The organism is Amycolatopsis regifaucium (assembly GCF_001613935.1).
GTDB lineage: Bacteria > Actinomycetota > Actinomycetes > Mycobacteriales > Pseudonocardiaceae > Amycolatopsis > Amycolatopsis regifaucium.
In genome coordinates this window covers 61,646-76,530 of record NZ_LQCI01000012.1, presented here as the reverse complement: position 1 = coordinate 76,530, position 14,885 = coordinate 61,646, and the positions used below count along the sequence as shown (strand labels likewise).

Sequence of the window (14,885 nt, the reverse complement as noted above, 5' to 3'; positions counted from 1 at the left end):
CGACATGCCTCCCCGGATCTTTTCCGGAGCCGGGGAGCAAGGGACCTTTGCTATCGCTTGGCGGCCGCCGCGCGGGCCTCGACCGGGTCCGCCGTGGCCAGGACGGCCTCGGCGAGCGCCTCGCATTCGGCGAGTGTCGTGGCGGCCAGGCTCGCGCCGACCGCGCGCACGGCGGGCGCGTTCATCGACAGGCTGGTCAGGCCGAGCCCGGCCAGTACCAGCGCGAGCCGCGGGTCGGCGGCGGCCTCACCGCAGACGCCGGCGGGTTTGCCGGTGTCCTTGGCGGCCTGGCCGATGATCTTGAGCAGGCGCAGCAGTCCGGGCTGCCAGGGGTCGTTGAGCTTGGCGACCGCGCCGAGCTGGCGATCGGCGGCGAAGGTGTACTGCGCGAGGTCGTTGGTGCCGACGGAGACGAAGTCGACCGCGTCGAGGATCTCGCGGGCGGTCAGCGCGGCGGCCGGGATCTCGATCATCACCCCCGCACGGGCGAGACCGGCGGCACGGACCCGCTCGGCGAACCAGGCGGCCTCGGCGGCGGTGGCGACCATCGGCGCCATCACCGAAACCTCGGCGCCGGAGTCCTGCGCGGCGCCCGCGATGGCTTCGAGCTGGCGGTCGAGGATCTCGGGCCGGTCGAACGCGACGCGAAGGCCGCGTACGCCGAGCGCCGGGTTGGGCTCGACCTCGGGCTCCAGGAAGGCGAGAGGCTTGTCGGCGCCCGCGTCGAGCGTGCGGACGATGACCGGCTTGCCGCGGAACGGCGAGAGCACGGCGGTGTAGGCCTTGCGCTGCTCTTCGACGCTCGGCTCGGCGGAGGCGTCGAGATAGCAGAACTCGGTGCGGAAGAGCCCCACGCCTTCGGCACCCGCTTCGGCGGCGGCCTGTGCGTCGATGGCGGAACCGACGTTGCCGAGCACCTTCACGCGGTGGCCGTCGGCGGTCGCGCCGGTGCCGTTCCAGTCGATCGCGCCGACCTTGGCGGCCGCGACGACCTCGGCGCTGGGGTCCGCGAGCGCGACCACCCCGGTGTCACCGTCCACCGCAAGCGCTTGCGCGTCGAGCGCGAGGATCCCGCGCACCGCGACGACGGCCGGAATGCCGAGCGCGCGGGCGAGGATGGCGGTGTGACTGGTGGGGCCGCCCTCTTCGGTGACGAGCGCGAGCACCTTGTCCGGATCGAGTCCGGCGGTGTCGGCGGGAGCGAGGTCGCGCGCGACGAGCACGCTCGGCGAAGCCAGCTCAGGAACGCCAGGAGGCGCGATGCCGAGCAGTTCGGCGACGAGCCTGTCCCGCACGTCGCGGACGTCCCGGGCGCGCTCGGCCATGTAGCCGCCCGCGGCAGCGAGCGCTTCGGCGAACTTCTCCGCCGCCTCGTGCACCGCACGCGGGGCGGGCAGGTTCCGCGTCTTGACCAGTCCCTCCGCCGAGGAGACGAGAGCCGGGTCCGCCGCCATGGCCGCGGTGGTGATCAGGATCGTCGCGGCTTCGCCGGTCGCGGTCTCGGCCAGCTTCTCGAGCCGGGCCGCCACGAGCTGGGCGGCCGGCTCGATCCGGGCGGCCTCGACGGCGGGATCGGCGGGCGCCGGTGTGCTCGCGGGTTCGCCGAGCGGTTCGGCGACTCGGACGACAGGACCGCTCGCGCGGCCGGGACTGACGGCGACCCCGGTCAGTGACTCAGACGGCATGGTCTAGACCATATCTCATAGGCGGCGTGACCTGACTCATAACCAACAGCACAACACAGAAGAAGACATCATTCCAGTTCGGACGCCTTCGGATACGAGGGCTGAGCGCCTTGCCGGGTCACCGTGATCGCGGCGACCTTCACCGCCCTACGCGCCGCGTCGGCCAACTCCTCGCCCTTCGCGAGTGACGTGGCGAGCGCGCCCGCGAAGGCGTCCCCGGCACCCGTCGTGTCCACGGCGTCGACCTTCGGCGAGGCCACCTCGACCACGCCGTCCGCGGTCACCACCGCCGCGCCCTTCGCGCCGAGCGTCACGACGGCGGCTTTCGGGCCGAGGTCGAGCAGCTTGGGGAAATTCGCTTCGCCACCGAGAAGGAACGCGGCCTCGTGCTCGTTGACCAGCAAGACGTCGAGGTTTTGAAGCGTCTCAGCGGAAAGCTCGGCCGCCGGCGACAGGTTCAGCAGCGTCCGAACTCCCGCCTCGGCCGCCTTCGCGACGGCGTGCTCGACCGTCTCGAGTGGAATCTCGAGCGACAACACCACGATCTCGGCGCCATCGAGGTCGACGTCCTCAGGCCGCACACTGGAATTGGCGCCCGGCGAGACGAGAATCGAGTTCTCCCCGTCGGGCGTCACGGTGATGTACGCGATGCCGGTCGGACGCTCGCTCGTGCGCAACCGTCCCGTGTGCACACCGGACTCGGCCAGCGACCGCTCGAGCAGTTCGCCGTACGGGTCGTCGCCGACCGCCCCGAGCAGCGCGACGTCGGCCCCCAGCCGAGCCGCGGCGACCGCGGTGTTGGCTCCTTTGCCACCCGGCGACAAGACCGTGTCGCCACCGAGTACGGTTTCGCCACCCGCAGGTCGCCGGTCGACCGGCACGACAAGATCGGCGTTGGCGGAACCGATGACCAGTACCTGAGAAGTCATGGAGGAAACGATCCCATGACCAGCTGTTGTCCGGCGATGTCCCCACCGTCGGCGAAGATGTGAAGAACTTTGTAACTTTCCCGGTGCCTGATGCGACAATCAGGCGAGCAGCGGAACGCCGTCACTCTTTCGGGGGATAACCTTCCTCCGGACGTCACTTCGGCGAACACCCCCGCTCTTCAGATGCGTTGCCGCGTTCACGCGGTGACGTTGTCCCGGTCCCGGCGCGAGCCGAGGTCGGGGCATCGGGTCGCCGGCGTCGATCACGTAGCCCCCCGAGTGATCGGCGCCGGCGGCGCCCCGCTTCGTCCTGGTGGGAACCGTCAGTTCAGGACGGCCGTCTCCCGGAACTCCACGCGTTCCGATTTCCGCATGCTGCTTTCGAACTCCCGTCGCGCGTTCACGGAAAACGGCCTGTCCAACCGATACCAACCGCCGTCGAGGATTCCGGACTCGGCGTTGTACGGATCACTCCTGGTCAGCTTCGCCAACCGCGGGTGGCGAATCGCGAACATGTCCGAGCTCGGCAGGAAATCCAAGTAGGTGGAGCCGTGGTCGACTCCCCACCGGACCGCGTCGATCTCGTGCCACCACACCCCTACGAAGGTGCCGTAAGTCCGGAAGTAGAAGCCCCGAGGCCCAAGCTCGAGTACGACCTTCCGCTTCTTCTCGTGCGTTGCGCCTTCCAGCCCTTCGACCACCATGGTCACCGCGAAGAGGGCGAAGAGCACCACGAACGCGAACACCCGCACCACGGTGCCGGCGGCCGCCGCGGCGACGACCAAGGCACAGACCTCAATCGTCAAGGAGACGAACCGGAAGGCCCACATCTTGCGTTTGTCCCAGCCGTTCACGTGAATCTTCACCGTGTCATCCACGACTTCGAGGGCTTCCTCTCGGGCCGTGGTCACCACCGGTTCATCGGGCACAGTCCGTACAGCGGTGTTGTCGTCCTCGACCGCGACATCCACGTACCTGACCAGAAGCGGCAACAACGACTCGACGTCGCGAGGTCTGAGGTCGATATCCGAGACCTGGAGATCTCCGTCGGGCTCACGGGCGAAACCCGCGGCTTGAGCATCGAAGTCAGCTCCCGGTCGAATGATCAAGGTGAAATCGTCGGCTCCGCGACTGTATCGGGTGTACTCGCGGAACTTGAGGCTCAAGCAGACTTTCTCGATGTCTTCCCACCGGGCGACCCATGCCACCACACCGTTTTTGAGGCGGATGATTCCGGTCGGTTCGAAGATCAGCTCGTCAGCGGGCGGAGGGGTACGGTAGTTGCGGAACTCGATGGTTCCGCAGTAGAGGAAAACCGCGCAGAGCACTCCGGCGACGATGCGTACAGCCGGCTTGTAGTCACCGAACACCCCGAAGGCCATTACCGCGGTCAAGGTGCCGAACAAACCGACGAGCACCAGGTGACCGATGACCCCCGGCGTTCGCGAGATCACCAAACGATCGTCTGTCACTTCGATTTCCTGTCGAGGTCGCCGGCAGCTCTAGAGAGAACCTGAGATTCGCTGGCCACCGTGCTGGTCGAAGATCGGCGCTTCGGCGGGCTCGTCTTCCCGTTCGGCTGAGGTCTGCGGGGCTCCGTTCGCACTGTACGGACCCATGACCCCGGCAGAAGACGGTGCTTTCCTGCTCGGTGGTTCCTCATCCTCACCGAGCACGTCTCCAGTCGTCTCGTCGATCTTCTTCCCGATGAACTTCCGCTTTTCCTTTGTCAGGTTCGACTGGAAGTCCTCGCCGTAGCGGTCCTTGAGCCTGTCGGTCAGATTTTCCTTCACCTGAGACAGGTTTTCGGTGAGGCTCTTGTCCTTGGTCGTATTCTCCAAGCCGAAGATGTGCTTACGCGAATCGGGCAAATCCTTCCTCGCCTCAGCGACCTTCGATGCGAAGGTAGTGGTCTCTCCAGCCCCGTCGACCGCGTTCTTCCCGCCACCGGTGAACTTCTTCAGCGCCTTCGGCGTCAAGGCATCCTTGATCTTGTCGAAACCGTCGGTGAGGCGTTTGAAGAGGCCCTTCGCCTTGTCGAACGCCTTGGTCAGCTTCTTGATCCAGTCAAGGCACCGGCGGGCGTAGCTGATGGCCTTCGGGGTTCCCTCCGCGGCGATACCGGCAGGCATCGCCGGCCCGGGATAACGCATCGCGATACTGACGAGCTTCCCGAGACACTCCGCGATCAAGTCGCGGACGATGGTCCGTACGACCGCGAGGATCATCTTGCAGACGCTGACCAAAGTCCCGATGGAGTTCGCGCCCGAGGCTATACCCGCGTACAGGTCGGCGCGGTTCTTGGCGAAGGCCCTGTAGGCATCCGCGGCTTCACCGGTCCAATTCGCGCTGTCGCGCTCCGTGGCCTTAGTCAGGTCTTCACTGACGGATTCGAGCTCCTTCCCGACGTTCTCCCAAGTCCCGATCATGTTGTCCAGCGCGACCTGATCACCGACTAGCCAGTCCAGTGGTTCACGGAGGAACGGGACGTGCTCGATGATCCAACCGAAGGCCGACGCCGCCAGCGTCCCGAGCGGATCGGCTACGAAATCGGCCAGGCCACTCACACCGTTGACGAAGTTCGCCAACCCTTCCGCCCAGTCACCACTCGCGATCTTGGCGCCGGTGTCCCAGAAGTCTTGGAGGATTCCCGCACCTTCGAGCGAGCTCTCATCCTGAGCGGCGTCCGTCTTGATCAAAGGATTGGGGCCCTGGGCCACGACGGGGGTTTCTGCCATCGGTCAGTCCTCCACCTTGAAGAGGCTCTTGAACTCGTCCTCCTGCATTTGTTTCCTCTGTTGCCAGGTGTGCACACGATCCGCATGATCCGCCGAGGCGTCCACAGCGGACTCGATCGCGCTCCTCGCCAGGCTCTGGACGGTGGCGCAAATCGCGGCAAGGGGAATTCCGATCAAGCCGAACGCTTCATCACCCATCGCCGCGTCCGCCGCGGACCCGGTCAGCGCGACTCGCTGCCCGAGGTGATCGATTGTGCTGCGATGCGCGGCGAGCTCCGCGGGATCGACGTTGAAGCCCTGATCGCCTTGTGGCTGCACCATGGTTTCCCTCCCTCAGGTACCCCGCTCAGCGCAGGAAGTCGCCGCCGGTGAAGTAGTCGTCCTCGTGGTCCGTCTGCTGCCTGCGCGCGGCGCGAGGCGGGGCGGGCGGAGCGGGCGGCTTGGGAGCAGGCGGGGGAGGCGGGGCGTCGAGTTCGTCTTCGGCGACGAAGCGGTCGTCTTCGTCCACGTCCCGGTGTCCGCCCTCGACGAAGCCTGTCGGCTCGGGCTCCGGGTACTCGTTGTGCAGCTGGTCGACCAGCTCGTTCATGGTTTCGGTGCCCGCGATGGACGGGACGCCGGTCTGCACCGCGCTCGCCAGCTTGCTCTGGGCAGTTCGGACGACGCGGAGGATCTCCTGCGCGAGCGCCGGGTTGTCGCGCACCGAGGGGCCGATCTCCAGGCCCACCAGGTTCCCGGCGTGGTTGACCTTGACCGAGATCTGGCCGTCCTTGCTGCGTTCGGATACGGAGACGCTTTCGATCTCGGTCCGCATCTGATTCGCCTTTCGCTGGGCGTCGGCCAGCTTGGCCTCGAAATCAGCGAAGAGCTGCTCAGGGTTCGACACGCGAACCTCCCCTGTTCACGTCGTAGCCGTTCGGCGACCGAGTGTGGCATATCCGTCCGACGTCGGGGAACGTTTCCCGCGCATCCGCACGCCGGTCGTGTGGATCACCACAATGACCTCCGGTTTTCCCTACCCGGGTCGGCGGCTGACCCGGTGTTCTCGCAGCTCAAAGCTCCATAGCGTGCCGGTTATGACGATTTCGGACTGGAAACGCGCGATTTACGCGCTTCTCGCACTTCCGGCGTATTTCGGTGGTGCGAAGGCCCAGCGCGGGCTCGCGCGGCGCTGGCTCGGGCAGGAGGGCGGGGCGCGGCCGCGATTCGTGGCCGCTTTCGGTCCGAGTGTGCTCGCGTTCCTTCTGGCGTTGCTGCTCTTCTATCTCGTCGGGCGCATCGCGACCTACGGTCTGTTCTGGACGGGAAGCGATCCGGAGGGCACGTGGGGTGGTCCGACGCCGGCAGGGGCGTGGATCGTGCACTTCTTCGTCGCGCTCGGGATGGCCGTGCCGATTTTCCTGGCGCTCCGGCCGCTCACGCGGCTCCAGGCTCGCCTTCTGGGTTGATCCCCGGTTTCGGGGCGCTGGCCACCTAGAATGCCCGGATGAGCAACACCGGCCGCAGGGGTCGCGAGCGGGCGGCGACCGATCAGGACATCCGCCGGACGGCGCGGGCGCTCCTGGTCGAGCAGGGCCCGGAGGCCGTGACGCTGCGGGCGATCGCGCGCGAGCTCGGTATCACGGCGCCGGCGTTGTACCGCTACTACGGCTCACGCGACGATCTGGTCGAGCATCTGCGGGCGGACGTCGTCGCGGATCTCGCGGCCGAGCTCGCCGAGGACATCGCGCAGCTGCCGGACGAGGGCGCGCTGCAGCTTTTCGCCATCTGCAAGGGATTTCGGCGGTGGGCGCTGACGCACACCAAAGAGTTCACTTTGGTCTTCGCGTCGCCGGCGGGAGACGCGGGGAACAGGCTGGACGAGCCGTTCGGGAAGATCTTCCTCGCCGCGGCGGGGCGGGTCCTCGCGATGCACGATCTGGTGACGCCGTCGAACGACGTCGTTCCCGCCGAACTCCGCGACGACCTCACGTCGTTCCGGGCGGAATTGCTCGCCGTGCTGGAGGAGTCCGGCGCGACGTTCCCGTTGGAGAAGCTCGACCTCGGCGTGACGTACCTGATGATCCAGTTCTGGGCCCGGCTCTACGGGCACGTCACGCTCGAGGTCTTCGGCAATTATCCGATCCCGTTCTCGAAACCGGACGTCCTCTTCGACGCGATGCTGGCCGATCTCGCGCGCGAGATCGGCCTGTCGATCGACTAGGCCGCGTGCCCGCCGTCGACCGAAACGGTCGTCGCGGTCACGTACTTGCTTTCCGGCCGCGCCAGGAACGACACGGTGGCGGCGACCTCCGTCGGCGAGCCGTAGCGGTCGAACACCGTCAGGCTCCGCTGGTCGGCCGCGTACGGGCCGTCGGCCGGGTTCATGTCGGTGTCGGTCGGGCCGGGGTGGACGAGGTTCACGGTGATCCCGCGCGGACCGAGTTCCCTGGCCAGACCCTTGGTCATGCCGAGCAGCGCGGTCTTGCTCACCGCGTACAGCGACATTCCCGGGCCGGGCACCCGATCCGCCACGCAGCTGCCGATGGTGATCACGCGCCCGCCGTCGGCGAGGTGCCGGGCAGCGGCCTGCGTGGTCACGTAGACACCGCGGACGTTGACCGTGAGCACGCGGTCGATGTCTTCCAGGCTCGTCTGGTCGAGCGGGCCGACGAAGCCGACACCCGCGTTGTTGACCAGCACGTCGAGCCTGCCGAACTCGGCGACCGTCGTTTCGACCGCGGCGGCCACGGCCGCGGCGTCGGCGCTGTCGGCCTGGATCGCCAGCGCACGACGGCCGAGCGCCTTGATCTCGTCCACGACGCCGGCCGCGAGTCCGGCGTTGTTCTGATAGGTGAGTGCGATGTCGGCGCCGTCCTCGGCGAGCCCGATCGCCGTGGCGGCACCGATCCCGCGGCTGCCGCCGGTCACCAATGCCACCTTGCCGTCGAGGGTCATGCGGTGTTCTCCGTTCGATTTCGTTGTCCTTGAACAACTCCATCGAATCGCCTCATGACCCTCGACGCTGGCGTCTTTCCGCCACGGCGCTACAGCACGATGTTGACCAGCCGTCCCGGCACGACGATCACCTTGCGCGGCGTGCCGTCGCCGACCAGTGCGGCGATCTTCTCGTCGGCCAGTGCGGCCGCCTGCACGGCGTTCTTGTCCGCGTCGGCCGCCACGGTGATCCGCGAGCGCACCTTGCCGTTGACCTGGATCGGGTACTCCGCGGTGTCTTCGACCAGGTACTTCTCGTCGACGACGGGGAACGGCCCGTGCACCAGGGAATCCGCGTGGCTCAGGCGCTTCCACAGCTCCTCGGCCAGGTGCGGGGCCAGCGGCGCCAGCATCAGCACCAGCGGTTCCACCAGCTCACGCGGCGTCGCTTCGGCCGAACCATAGGTCTTGGTGACGTAGTTGTTCAGCTCGATCAGCTTCGCGCCCGCGGTGTTGAACCGCAGTTCCGCGTAATCCTCGCGGACACCGGCGATCGTCTTGTGCAGCTGCTTGCGGTCCTCGTCTTTCGCGTCCACATTGGACACGCGCAGGTCGCCGGTTTCCTCGTCGACGACCAGCCGCCACAGCCGCTGCAGGAACCGGTGTGCCCCGACGACGTCCTTGGTCGCCCACGGCCGCGAAACGTCCAGCGGGCCCATCGACATCTCGTAGAACCGGAAGGTGTCGGCACCGTAGTCGGCGGACATCTGATCAGGCGTGACGACATTCTTCAGGCTCTTGCCCATCTTGCCGTATTCCTGCTTGACCTCTTCGTCCCCGAAGAAGAACTTGCCGTCGCGTTCCTCGACCTGATCGGCCTGGACGTAGACGCCGCGGGAATCGGTGTAGGCGTAGGCCTGGACGTAGCCCTGGTTGAACAGCTTCCGGTACGGCTCCTTGGACGACACATGGCCCAGGTCGAACAGCACCTTGTGCCAGAACCGCGAGTACAGCAGGTGCAGCACCGCGTGTTCGACACCGCCGACGTACAGATCCGTGCCGCCGGGGTCGTCGACACCGTGTTCGGCGGGCCGCGGACCGACCCAGTACGCCTCGTTCTCCGGCGCGACGAACACGTCCGGGTTGGTCGGGTCCAGGTACCGCAGCTGGTACCAGCAGGAACCCGCCCAGTTCGGCATCGTGTTGATGTCACGGCGGTAGGTCTTCTTGCCGTCGCCCAGGTCCAGTTCGACCTCGACCCAGTCGGTGGCGCGAGCCAGCGGCGAGGACGGCGTGCTGTCCTTGTCCTCCGGATCGAAGGTCACCGGCGAATAGTCGGCGACCTCGGGCAGTTCGACCGGCAGCATGCTGTCCGGCAGCGCGTGGACCTGACCGTCCTCGTCGTAGACCACCGGGAACGGCTCGCCCCAGTAGCGCTGGCGCGAGAACAGCCAGTCGCGCAGCTTGTACTGGACGGTGCCGCGGCCGTGGCCGTGCTCCTCCAGCCAGCCGATCATCGTCTGCTTGGCCTCGTCGACGCCCATGCCGTCCAAGAACCCGGAGTTGACGGCGGGTCCGTCGCCGGTGAACGCCTTGCCGTCGAAGCCGTCCGTCGGCTGGACGGTGCGGATGATCTCCAGACCGAACTTCTCGGCGAACTCCCAGTCGCGGGTGTCCTGACCGGGCACCGCCATGATCGCGCCGGTGCCGTAGCCCATCAGGACGTAGTCGGCGACGAAGATCGGGATTTCCCTGCCGTCGGCCGGATTCACCGCGTAGGAGCCGGTGAAGACGCCGGTCTTCTCCTTGTTCTCCTGACGGTCCAATTCGGACTTCCGCGAAGCGGCGTTCCGGTAGGCGGCGATGGCTTCGGCCGGAGTGGCGGCCTCGCCGGTCCAGCGGGCGTCGACGCCTTCCGGCCACGTCGGGGCGGTCAGCTCGTCGACCAGCGGGTGCTCGGGCGCGATCACCAGATAGGTGGCGCCGAACAGGGTGTCCGGACGGGTGGTGAAGACCTCGATCTTCTTGTCGCCGGAATCGAACGACACTCGCGCGCCGTGCGAGCGGCCGATCCAGTTGCGCTGCATGGACTTGACCTTTTCCGGCCAGTCCAGCAGATCCAGATCGTCGACCAGCCGGTCGGCGTAGGCGGTGATGCGCATCATCCACTGCCGCAGACTGCGCCGGAACACCGGGAAATTGCCGCGTTCACTGCGGCCGTCGGCGGTGACCTCTTCGTTGGACAGCACCGTGCCCAGTCCGGGGCACCAGTTCACCGGCGCCTCGGAGATGTAGACCAGCCGGTGCGAGTCGATGATCTCCAGCTGCTCGGCGCGGGTCAGCTCGCACCAGTTGCGGCCGTCCGGCGTGCGGCGCTTGTCCTGCGCGTACTCGGTCTCCAGGTCGACGATGGGGCGGGCCTTGCCTGCCTTCTCGTCGTACCAGGAGTTGAAGATCTGCAGGAAGATCCACTGCGTCCACTTGTAGTAGTCCGGGTCGATCGTGGAGATCCGGCGGCGCTCGTCATGTCCCAGGCCCAGGCGCCGGATCTGGCGCAGGTAGGTCTGCATGTTCTCTTCGGTCGTCTTGCGCGGGTGCTGCCCCGTCTGGACCGCGTACTGCTCCGCGGGCAGACCGAAGGCGTCGAAGCCCATCGTGTGCAGCACGTTCCGGCCGATCATGCGGTGGTACCGCGCGAAGACGTCGGTCGCGATGAAGCCCAGCGGATGCCCGACGTGCAGGCCCGCGCCCGAGGGGTACGGGAACATGTCCTGGACGAACAGCTTGTCCGAGGGGACGGACGAGCCGCTGTCGCTCTCGTCCGCGAGCGGCCCGACCGGGTTCGGGGCGTGGTAGGTGCCGTGGTCGGACCAGTAGTCCTGCCAACGCTGCTCGATCTGACCCGCCAGCTCCGCGGTGTAGCGGTGCTGAGGGGCCGAGTCGGCGCCTTCGCTCGCCTGGTTCATCGCCGAAATCCTCCGTGCTCATCCACGTCAAGCCACTCCAGAAACAACTCGACCCCTCAGCCCGGAGGGCATGAGGGGTCGCCGCGCTGGTCCCGGCCGTTGGGCCGAGATCAGCGCGGCAGGCTAAGGAGCAGCCGAGCCGTGTCCATGAGTCCAGTCTAACTCGCTGGTCAAAGCCGTTCCGAGGGGACCGCCAGAGCGATGAACTGGGTCACCTGCGTCGCCGAAAAGTTGTTGTCGCTGACCAGCACGAGACTGCGCTCCCCGGTGGACAGGCGCGGACCCCACGTCATCCCCTCGACGTTGTCCACTGTGGACAAGTTGAAGTCGGCGAGGTCGGCGAGCAGGCGCTTCTTGACCGGCTTGACGTTCTTGGCGTCGGCCAGCGAAGGCGTCTTCGCGATATTCGTGGCGCCCTTGGTGTCGATCTCGTAGATCCGGATCTTGTTGCCGACGCCGGTGACGAACGCGCGCTCCATCACCAGGTAGCGCGTCGGGTCGGCCTGGTCGACGGCCAGCAGCGACGAGACGCCGGTGGTCGCGAACGCGCCGGGCGGGTTCGGTGACGCGAAGACCTTGTCCTGCGGATACGCGTACTGCGCGAGCACCGGGCCGAACCGCGACTGCAGGGTGATGCGGGAAAGGGCGCCCGAGGTGGTGGTCGGCTCCGGACCGTCCGGCAGGAGCGGTCCCTCGACCGAACTGGCGACGAGCGAGCCGAAGCCGGCGAAGGTGAGGCCTTCGAGGACGAGGTTCTGCCGCGGCCCGGCGGTCGCGGTCATCTTCTCGTTGGCGGGGATCGGCAGGTCACGGACATAGGAGCCGTCGCGGTCCGCCTCGCGGATCGACGGATCGATCAGCGCGGCGGCGGAGCGCTCGCCCTCCTGCGACCAGAGGTAGTGGCCGGTCCACGGATCGACACGGAGCTCTTCGGGGTCGATCGTCCGCATGTTCTGCGGCTGCGTCTGGTCGTTCTTCGCGAGCGGCGGATACGGTGTGCCGTCGGGACGCAGGAGCGGCTTGGTGCCGGTGAAGGTGACCGGGCCGAGTCCCTTGGCGTCGAGGGAGAACTTCGCCGTGTAGAACCGGGCCGGGTTGATCGCGGACCGGTCGTCGCAGATCAGCGCGTACTCGCCGGTGCGGGGGTCGTAGTCGATGCTGGACAGGCCACCGACGACGGTGCCCTCGTAGGGCACGGCGTTCGGAACGGTCTGTGCACCGATCAACCGCAACGGACGGTGCTCGGCCTTTGCGGCCGGGGCCGTCGTCAGAGTGAGGGGAACGGCCCCGATCAGGGCGGCTGCTATAACTCGGCGTGACATGGCCTGTAGCACAGTCGATCAGGGTATCCGGCAGGTTGCCGGAACGTCACGCTTATCCTCGTGGAGTGTTCGTCATAGCGCTGGTCCCGATCGTGCTGGGTGTCCTCGTCGGCTGGGGCGGTTTCCTCGGTCTGCGTGAGAAGCTGCCGCGTGACCGCGGCGCCGGCGTGCGTACCGCCGCCACGATGCGCAGCGAGGACGCCTTCCGCCTCGGCAACAAGGTCGCCGGGCTCCCGACGCTGGCCGGTGGCGTGATCGCCGTGCTCGCGGGCGCCGCCGCGCTGGTCATGCCGACGACGTTCGGGCTGCTGCTGGCCTCGGTCGTGGGCATGGTCGGGATGATCGCGCTGGTCGCCGCCGGGGGAGTGCTCGGCAACCGCGCGGCCGCGACCGTCCCGGCGCCCGAACCCGCCGCGCCGGAAGCGCCCGCTGGATGCAGTGGCTGCGCCTGCGGGACCTGCGGGGTCTTCAAGAAGGCCGACACGGCCACGGCCTAATTGCGCTGGAGGTCTCCCGGATGGGTGGCCAGCAACGCCAGCGGAATGCCCTGACGACGCAGCACCTGACCCCACAGATCGTGGTGCGGCGAGGCGAGGACGTCGCTGGGCAGCGCCGGGACGATGACCCAGTCGTCGCGTTCGATCTCGCTCGCGAGCTGACCGGCGTCCCAGCCCGCGTATCCGGCGAAGACCCGCACGCCGCGGACCTTCGGGACCAGGATCTCGGGATCGGTGTCGAGATCGACCAAGGCGACCGGACCGCGGACGGCGATCACGCCGGGCACGCTGGACGCCGTCTCGCCGGTCCGCAGCGCGGCCAGGCACAGGGCGGTCTTCTTCTCCACCGGGCCGCCGACGAACACCGACTGCGGCTCGGCGACGTGTCCACCCCAGTTGGGGAGCACGTCGTACACCGGAACGTCACTCGGCCGGTTGAGCACGACGCCGAGCGTTCCCTCGTCCCGGTGATCTATGACGAACACGACGGTCCGCCGGAAATTGGGATCGAACATCGTGGGGGCGGCGACCAGGAGCGTTCCCGGTTCGACCTCGGCGTCCGCTGGCACATCCGCCATGATCCCACTTCGAGCCGAGACAAATCGTCCGGCCAGGGAACAACAGCATCACGAGCATCGTTGGACACACAGGTCGGTGCGCTTTCCGTGTCCCCCGGGCTCACTGAAGAACCGCCTTTGTGGAATACCGTCCGGCTGGAGCCACACTGCGCATAGCCGCCGAGAGGCGACCTTTGAGCGCACCGACCTCCTTCTTCAGGCTTCCGCGGTACGAAAACGCCGGTTACGGCCATCTGGCGCCTCCGTTGGCATTAGGGTGACGCCTACCGACGCCGGGTGACGTATGCCCGGGATCAAGTACTTCCGGGGGCTCAAGTGACGACGGCAGGCGACGACAGCGCGCGCCTCGAAGCGCGCAATGCCGCCATGAAGGATCAGGTCGACACGCTGCTCGAACAGTTCGAGCGCCAGACGGCCCAGCTCCGGGACGCGCAGGAAGCCGCTTCGCAGATGTCCGCGACCGTGGTCTCGCAGGACGGTCTAGTCCGCGCCACCATCGACGCGACCGGCACACTCGCCAAACTCGAGATCCAGCCGAACGCCTTCGAACGCACCAACCCGGCGCAGCTGGCCAACACCGTGCTGACCCTGGTGCGCCAGGGATCGCTGCAGGTCAAACAGCAGGTCGCCGACCTGATGGCCCCGATCACCGAAGGGCTGCCGGACCTCTCGGACCTCATCGAGGGCGCGCCGTCGCTGCAGGGGCTGATGCCGGCGATCCCCGACTTCCTCGCCGAGGAAGAGCAGCCGTCCACACCGGCCAAGTCCGACGACGACTTCGAGGATCCGCTGCTGCGCAAGGACGACGCTCCGCCACCACCACCTCCTGCGCCGCCCGCGCCGAAGCCGGTTCCCAAACGGGTACGCCAGCAGGACGATGATGAGGAAGAGCCGCCTTCGAGCTGGCTGACCAGGGGAGTCTGATGCCGAACGGTGGGGGCGGTGGCGGATTCACCGCGGATCCGGACGCGGTCAAAACGGCCGCGGCCAAACTGGGGCTCGCCGCGGATCAGCTGGACGACGTCGGCAAGGAACTGCTGGCCGCGATCAACTCGCTCGGCCAGTGCTGGGGGAACGACGACGCCGGCAAGGAGTTCGCGAAGGACTACGAGCCGGGCGCGAAGGGCTCGTCCGAAGGGTTCGCGAACATCGTCGAGGCGCTGCGCGGCATGCAGCACAACGTCGAACGGTCGATGACGGCGTTCACGAACGCCGAAGAAGAGATCAAGTCGACGCTGGACAAGAAGGCATAGC

Annotated in this window: 15 protein-coding genes; 5 read left to right on the top strand and 10 right to left on the bottom strand. The window is 67.4% G+C overall.

Going from position 1 to position 14,885, the window contains the following annotated elements; all coding sequences use genetic code 11:
• Positions 1 to 50: 50 nt before the first annotated feature.
• From ptsP to AVL48_RS14785, 6 genes are all read right to left on the bottom strand, one after another.
• Positions 51 to 1,685, bottom strand: coding sequence for a phosphoenolpyruvate--protein phosphotransferase (ptsP, locus tag AVL48_RS14810; protein ID WP_061981672.1), 1,635 nt, complete (start codon positions 1,683 to 1,685; stop codon positions 51 to 53).
• A gap of 68 nt (positions 1,686 to 1,753) precedes the next feature.
• A complete protein-coding gene (locus tag AVL48_RS14805; protein ID WP_061981671.1) occupies positions 1,754 to 2,614 on the bottom strand; it encodes a ribokinase in 861 nt (286 codons plus the stop codon).
• Positions 2,615 to 2,937: 323 nt separating this feature from the next.
• Positions 2,938 to 4,020 (bottom strand): hypothetical protein, encoded by a 1,083-nt coding sequence (locus AVL48_RS14800; protein WP_244162613.1) that lies wholly within the window; start codon positions 4,018 to 4,020, stop codon positions 2,938 to 2,940.
• 96 nt (positions 4,021 to 4,116) lie between these two features.
• On the bottom strand, positions 4,117 to 5,043 hold the full coding sequence (locus AVL48_RS14795; protein ID WP_244162612.1) for a hypothetical protein: 927 nt from the start codon (positions 5,041 to 5,043) through the stop codon (positions 4,117 to 4,119).
• Positions 5,044 to 5,355: 312 nt separating this feature from the next.
• Positions 5,356 to 5,673, bottom strand: coding sequence for a hypothetical protein (locus AVL48_RS14790; RefSeq protein WP_061981668.1), 318 nt, complete (start codon positions 5,671 to 5,673; stop codon positions 5,356 to 5,358).
• 25 nt (positions 5,674 to 5,698) lie between these two features.
• Complete coding sequence (locus AVL48_RS14785) at positions 5,699 to 6,238, bottom strand: YbaB/EbfC family nucleoid-associated protein (RefSeq protein WP_061981667.1); 540 nt, start codon at positions 6,236 to 6,238, stop codon at positions 5,699 to 5,701.
• Between the two features lie 190 nt (positions 6,239 to 6,428).
• Here AVL48_RS14785 and AVL48_RS14780 point away from each other — a divergent pair, with 190 nt between their 5' ends.
• Positions 6,429 to 6,800 (top strand): hypothetical protein, encoded by a 372-nt coding sequence (locus tag AVL48_RS14780; RefSeq protein ID WP_061981666.1) that lies wholly within the window; start codon positions 6,429 to 6,431, stop codon positions 6,798 to 6,800.
• Between the two features lie 38 nt (positions 6,801 to 6,838).
• Positions 6,839 to 7,555 carry a TetR/AcrR family transcriptional regulator gene (locus tag AVL48_RS14775; RefSeq protein ID WP_061981665.1) on the top strand — a complete coding sequence of 239 codons (717 nt, stop codon included), beginning with the start codon at positions 6,839 to 6,841 and terminating at the stop codon, positions 7,553 to 7,555.
• Here the strand turns inward: AVL48_RS14775 and AVL48_RS14770 are convergent.
• The 3 genes from AVL48_RS14770 to AVL48_RS14760 form a co-directional block, all read right to left on the bottom strand.
• Positions 7,552 to 8,289, bottom strand: coding sequence for an SDR family oxidoreductase (locus AVL48_RS14770; RefSeq protein ID WP_061981664.1), 738 nt, complete (start codon positions 8,287 to 8,289; stop codon positions 7,552 to 7,554). The genes AVL48_RS14775 and AVL48_RS14770 overlap by 4 nt on opposite strands.
• A gap of 89 nt (positions 8,290 to 8,378) precedes the next feature.
• Positions 8,379 to 11,234, bottom strand: a complete 2,856-nt coding sequence (gene leuS, locus AVL48_RS14765) for a leucine--tRNA ligase (protein ID WP_061981663.1) — start codon at positions 11,232 to 11,234, stop codon at positions 8,379 to 8,381.
• A gap of 170 nt (positions 11,235 to 11,404) precedes the next feature.
• Positions 11,405 to 12,556, bottom strand: a complete 1,152-nt coding sequence (locus tag AVL48_RS14760) for an esterase-like activity of phytase family protein (protein ID WP_061981662.1) — start codon at positions 12,554 to 12,556, stop codon at positions 11,405 to 11,407.
• Positions 12,557 to 12,621: 65 nt separating this feature from the next.
• Between AVL48_RS14760 and AVL48_RS14755 the strand changes: the two genes are divergently transcribed.
• The gene (locus AVL48_RS14755; RefSeq protein WP_061981661.1) at positions 12,622 to 13,053 is read left to right on the top strand and encodes an SdpI family protein; all 432 of its coding nucleotides are present in this window, start codon (positions 12,622 to 12,624) and stop codon (positions 13,051 to 13,053) included.
• Here AVL48_RS14755 and AVL48_RS14750 read toward each other — a convergent pair.
• Positions 13,050 to 13,631, bottom strand: coding sequence for a YqgE/AlgH family protein (locus tag AVL48_RS14750; RefSeq protein ID WP_061981660.1), 582 nt, complete (start codon positions 13,629 to 13,631; stop codon positions 13,050 to 13,052). The genes AVL48_RS14755 and AVL48_RS14750 overlap by 4 nt on opposite strands.
• Positions 13,632 to 13,946: 315 nt before the next feature.
• Between AVL48_RS14750 and AVL48_RS14745 the strand changes: the two genes are divergently transcribed.
• Both AVL48_RS14745 and AVL48_RS14740 read left to right on the top strand, forming a co-directional pair.
• The gene (locus AVL48_RS14745; RefSeq protein ID WP_061981659.1) at positions 13,947 to 14,555 is read left to right on the top strand and encodes a YbaB/EbfC family nucleoid-associated protein; all 609 of its coding nucleotides are present in this window, start codon (positions 13,947 to 13,949) and stop codon (positions 14,553 to 14,555) included.
• Positions 14,555 to 14,884, top strand: coding sequence for a WXG100 family type VII secretion target (locus AVL48_RS14740; protein ID WP_061981658.1), 330 nt, complete (start codon positions 14,555 to 14,557; stop codon positions 14,882 to 14,884). Before AVL48_RS14745 ends, AVL48_RS14740 begins: the two co-directional genes overlap by 1 nt.
• Position 14,885: the final 1 nt, after the last annotated feature.

Bases quoted from the DNA above. Each gene is read 5' to 3' on its own strand.
- ptsP (WP_061981672.1), bottom strand. From the start codon at position 1,685: ATGCCGTCTGAGTCACTGACCGGGGTCGCCGTCAGTCCCGGCCGCGCG.
- AVL48_RS14805 (WP_061981671.1), bottom strand. From the start codon at position 2,614: ATGACTTCTCAGGTACTGGTCATCGGTTCCGCCAACGCCGATCTTGTC.
- AVL48_RS14795 (WP_244162612.1), bottom strand. From the start codon at position 5,043: ATGATCGGGACTTGGGAGAACGTCGGGAAGGAGCTCGAATCCGTCAGT.
- AVL48_RS14790 (WP_061981668.1), bottom strand. From the start codon at position 5,673: ATGGTGCAGCCACAAGGCGATCAGGGCTTCAACGTCGATCCCGCGGAG.
- AVL48_RS14780 (WP_061981666.1), top strand. From the start codon at position 6,429: ATGACGATTTCGGACTGGAAACGCGCGATTTACGCGCTTCTCGCACTT.
- AVL48_RS14775 (WP_061981665.1), top strand. From the start codon at position 6,839: ATGAGCAACACCGGCCGCAGGGGTCGCGAGCGGGCGGCGACCGATCAG.
- AVL48_RS14770 (WP_061981664.1), bottom strand. From the start codon at position 8,289: ATGACCCTCGACGGCAAGGTGGCATTGGTGACCGGCGGCAGCCGCGGG.
- leuS (WP_061981663.1), bottom strand. From the start codon at position 11,234: ATGAACCAGGCGAGCGAAGGCGCCGACTCGGCCCCTCAGCACCGCTAC.
- AVL48_RS14760 (WP_061981662.1), bottom strand. From the start codon at position 12,556: ATGTCACGCCGAGTTATAGCAGCCGCCCTGATCGGGGCCGTTCCCCTC.
- AVL48_RS14750 (WP_061981660.1), bottom strand. From the start codon at position 13,631: ATGGCGGATGTGCCAGCGGACGCCGAGGTCGAACCGGGAACGCTCCTG.
- AVL48_RS14740 (WP_061981658.1), top strand. From the start codon at position 14,555: ATGCCGAACGGTGGGGGCGGTGGCGGATTCACCGCGGATCCGGACGCG.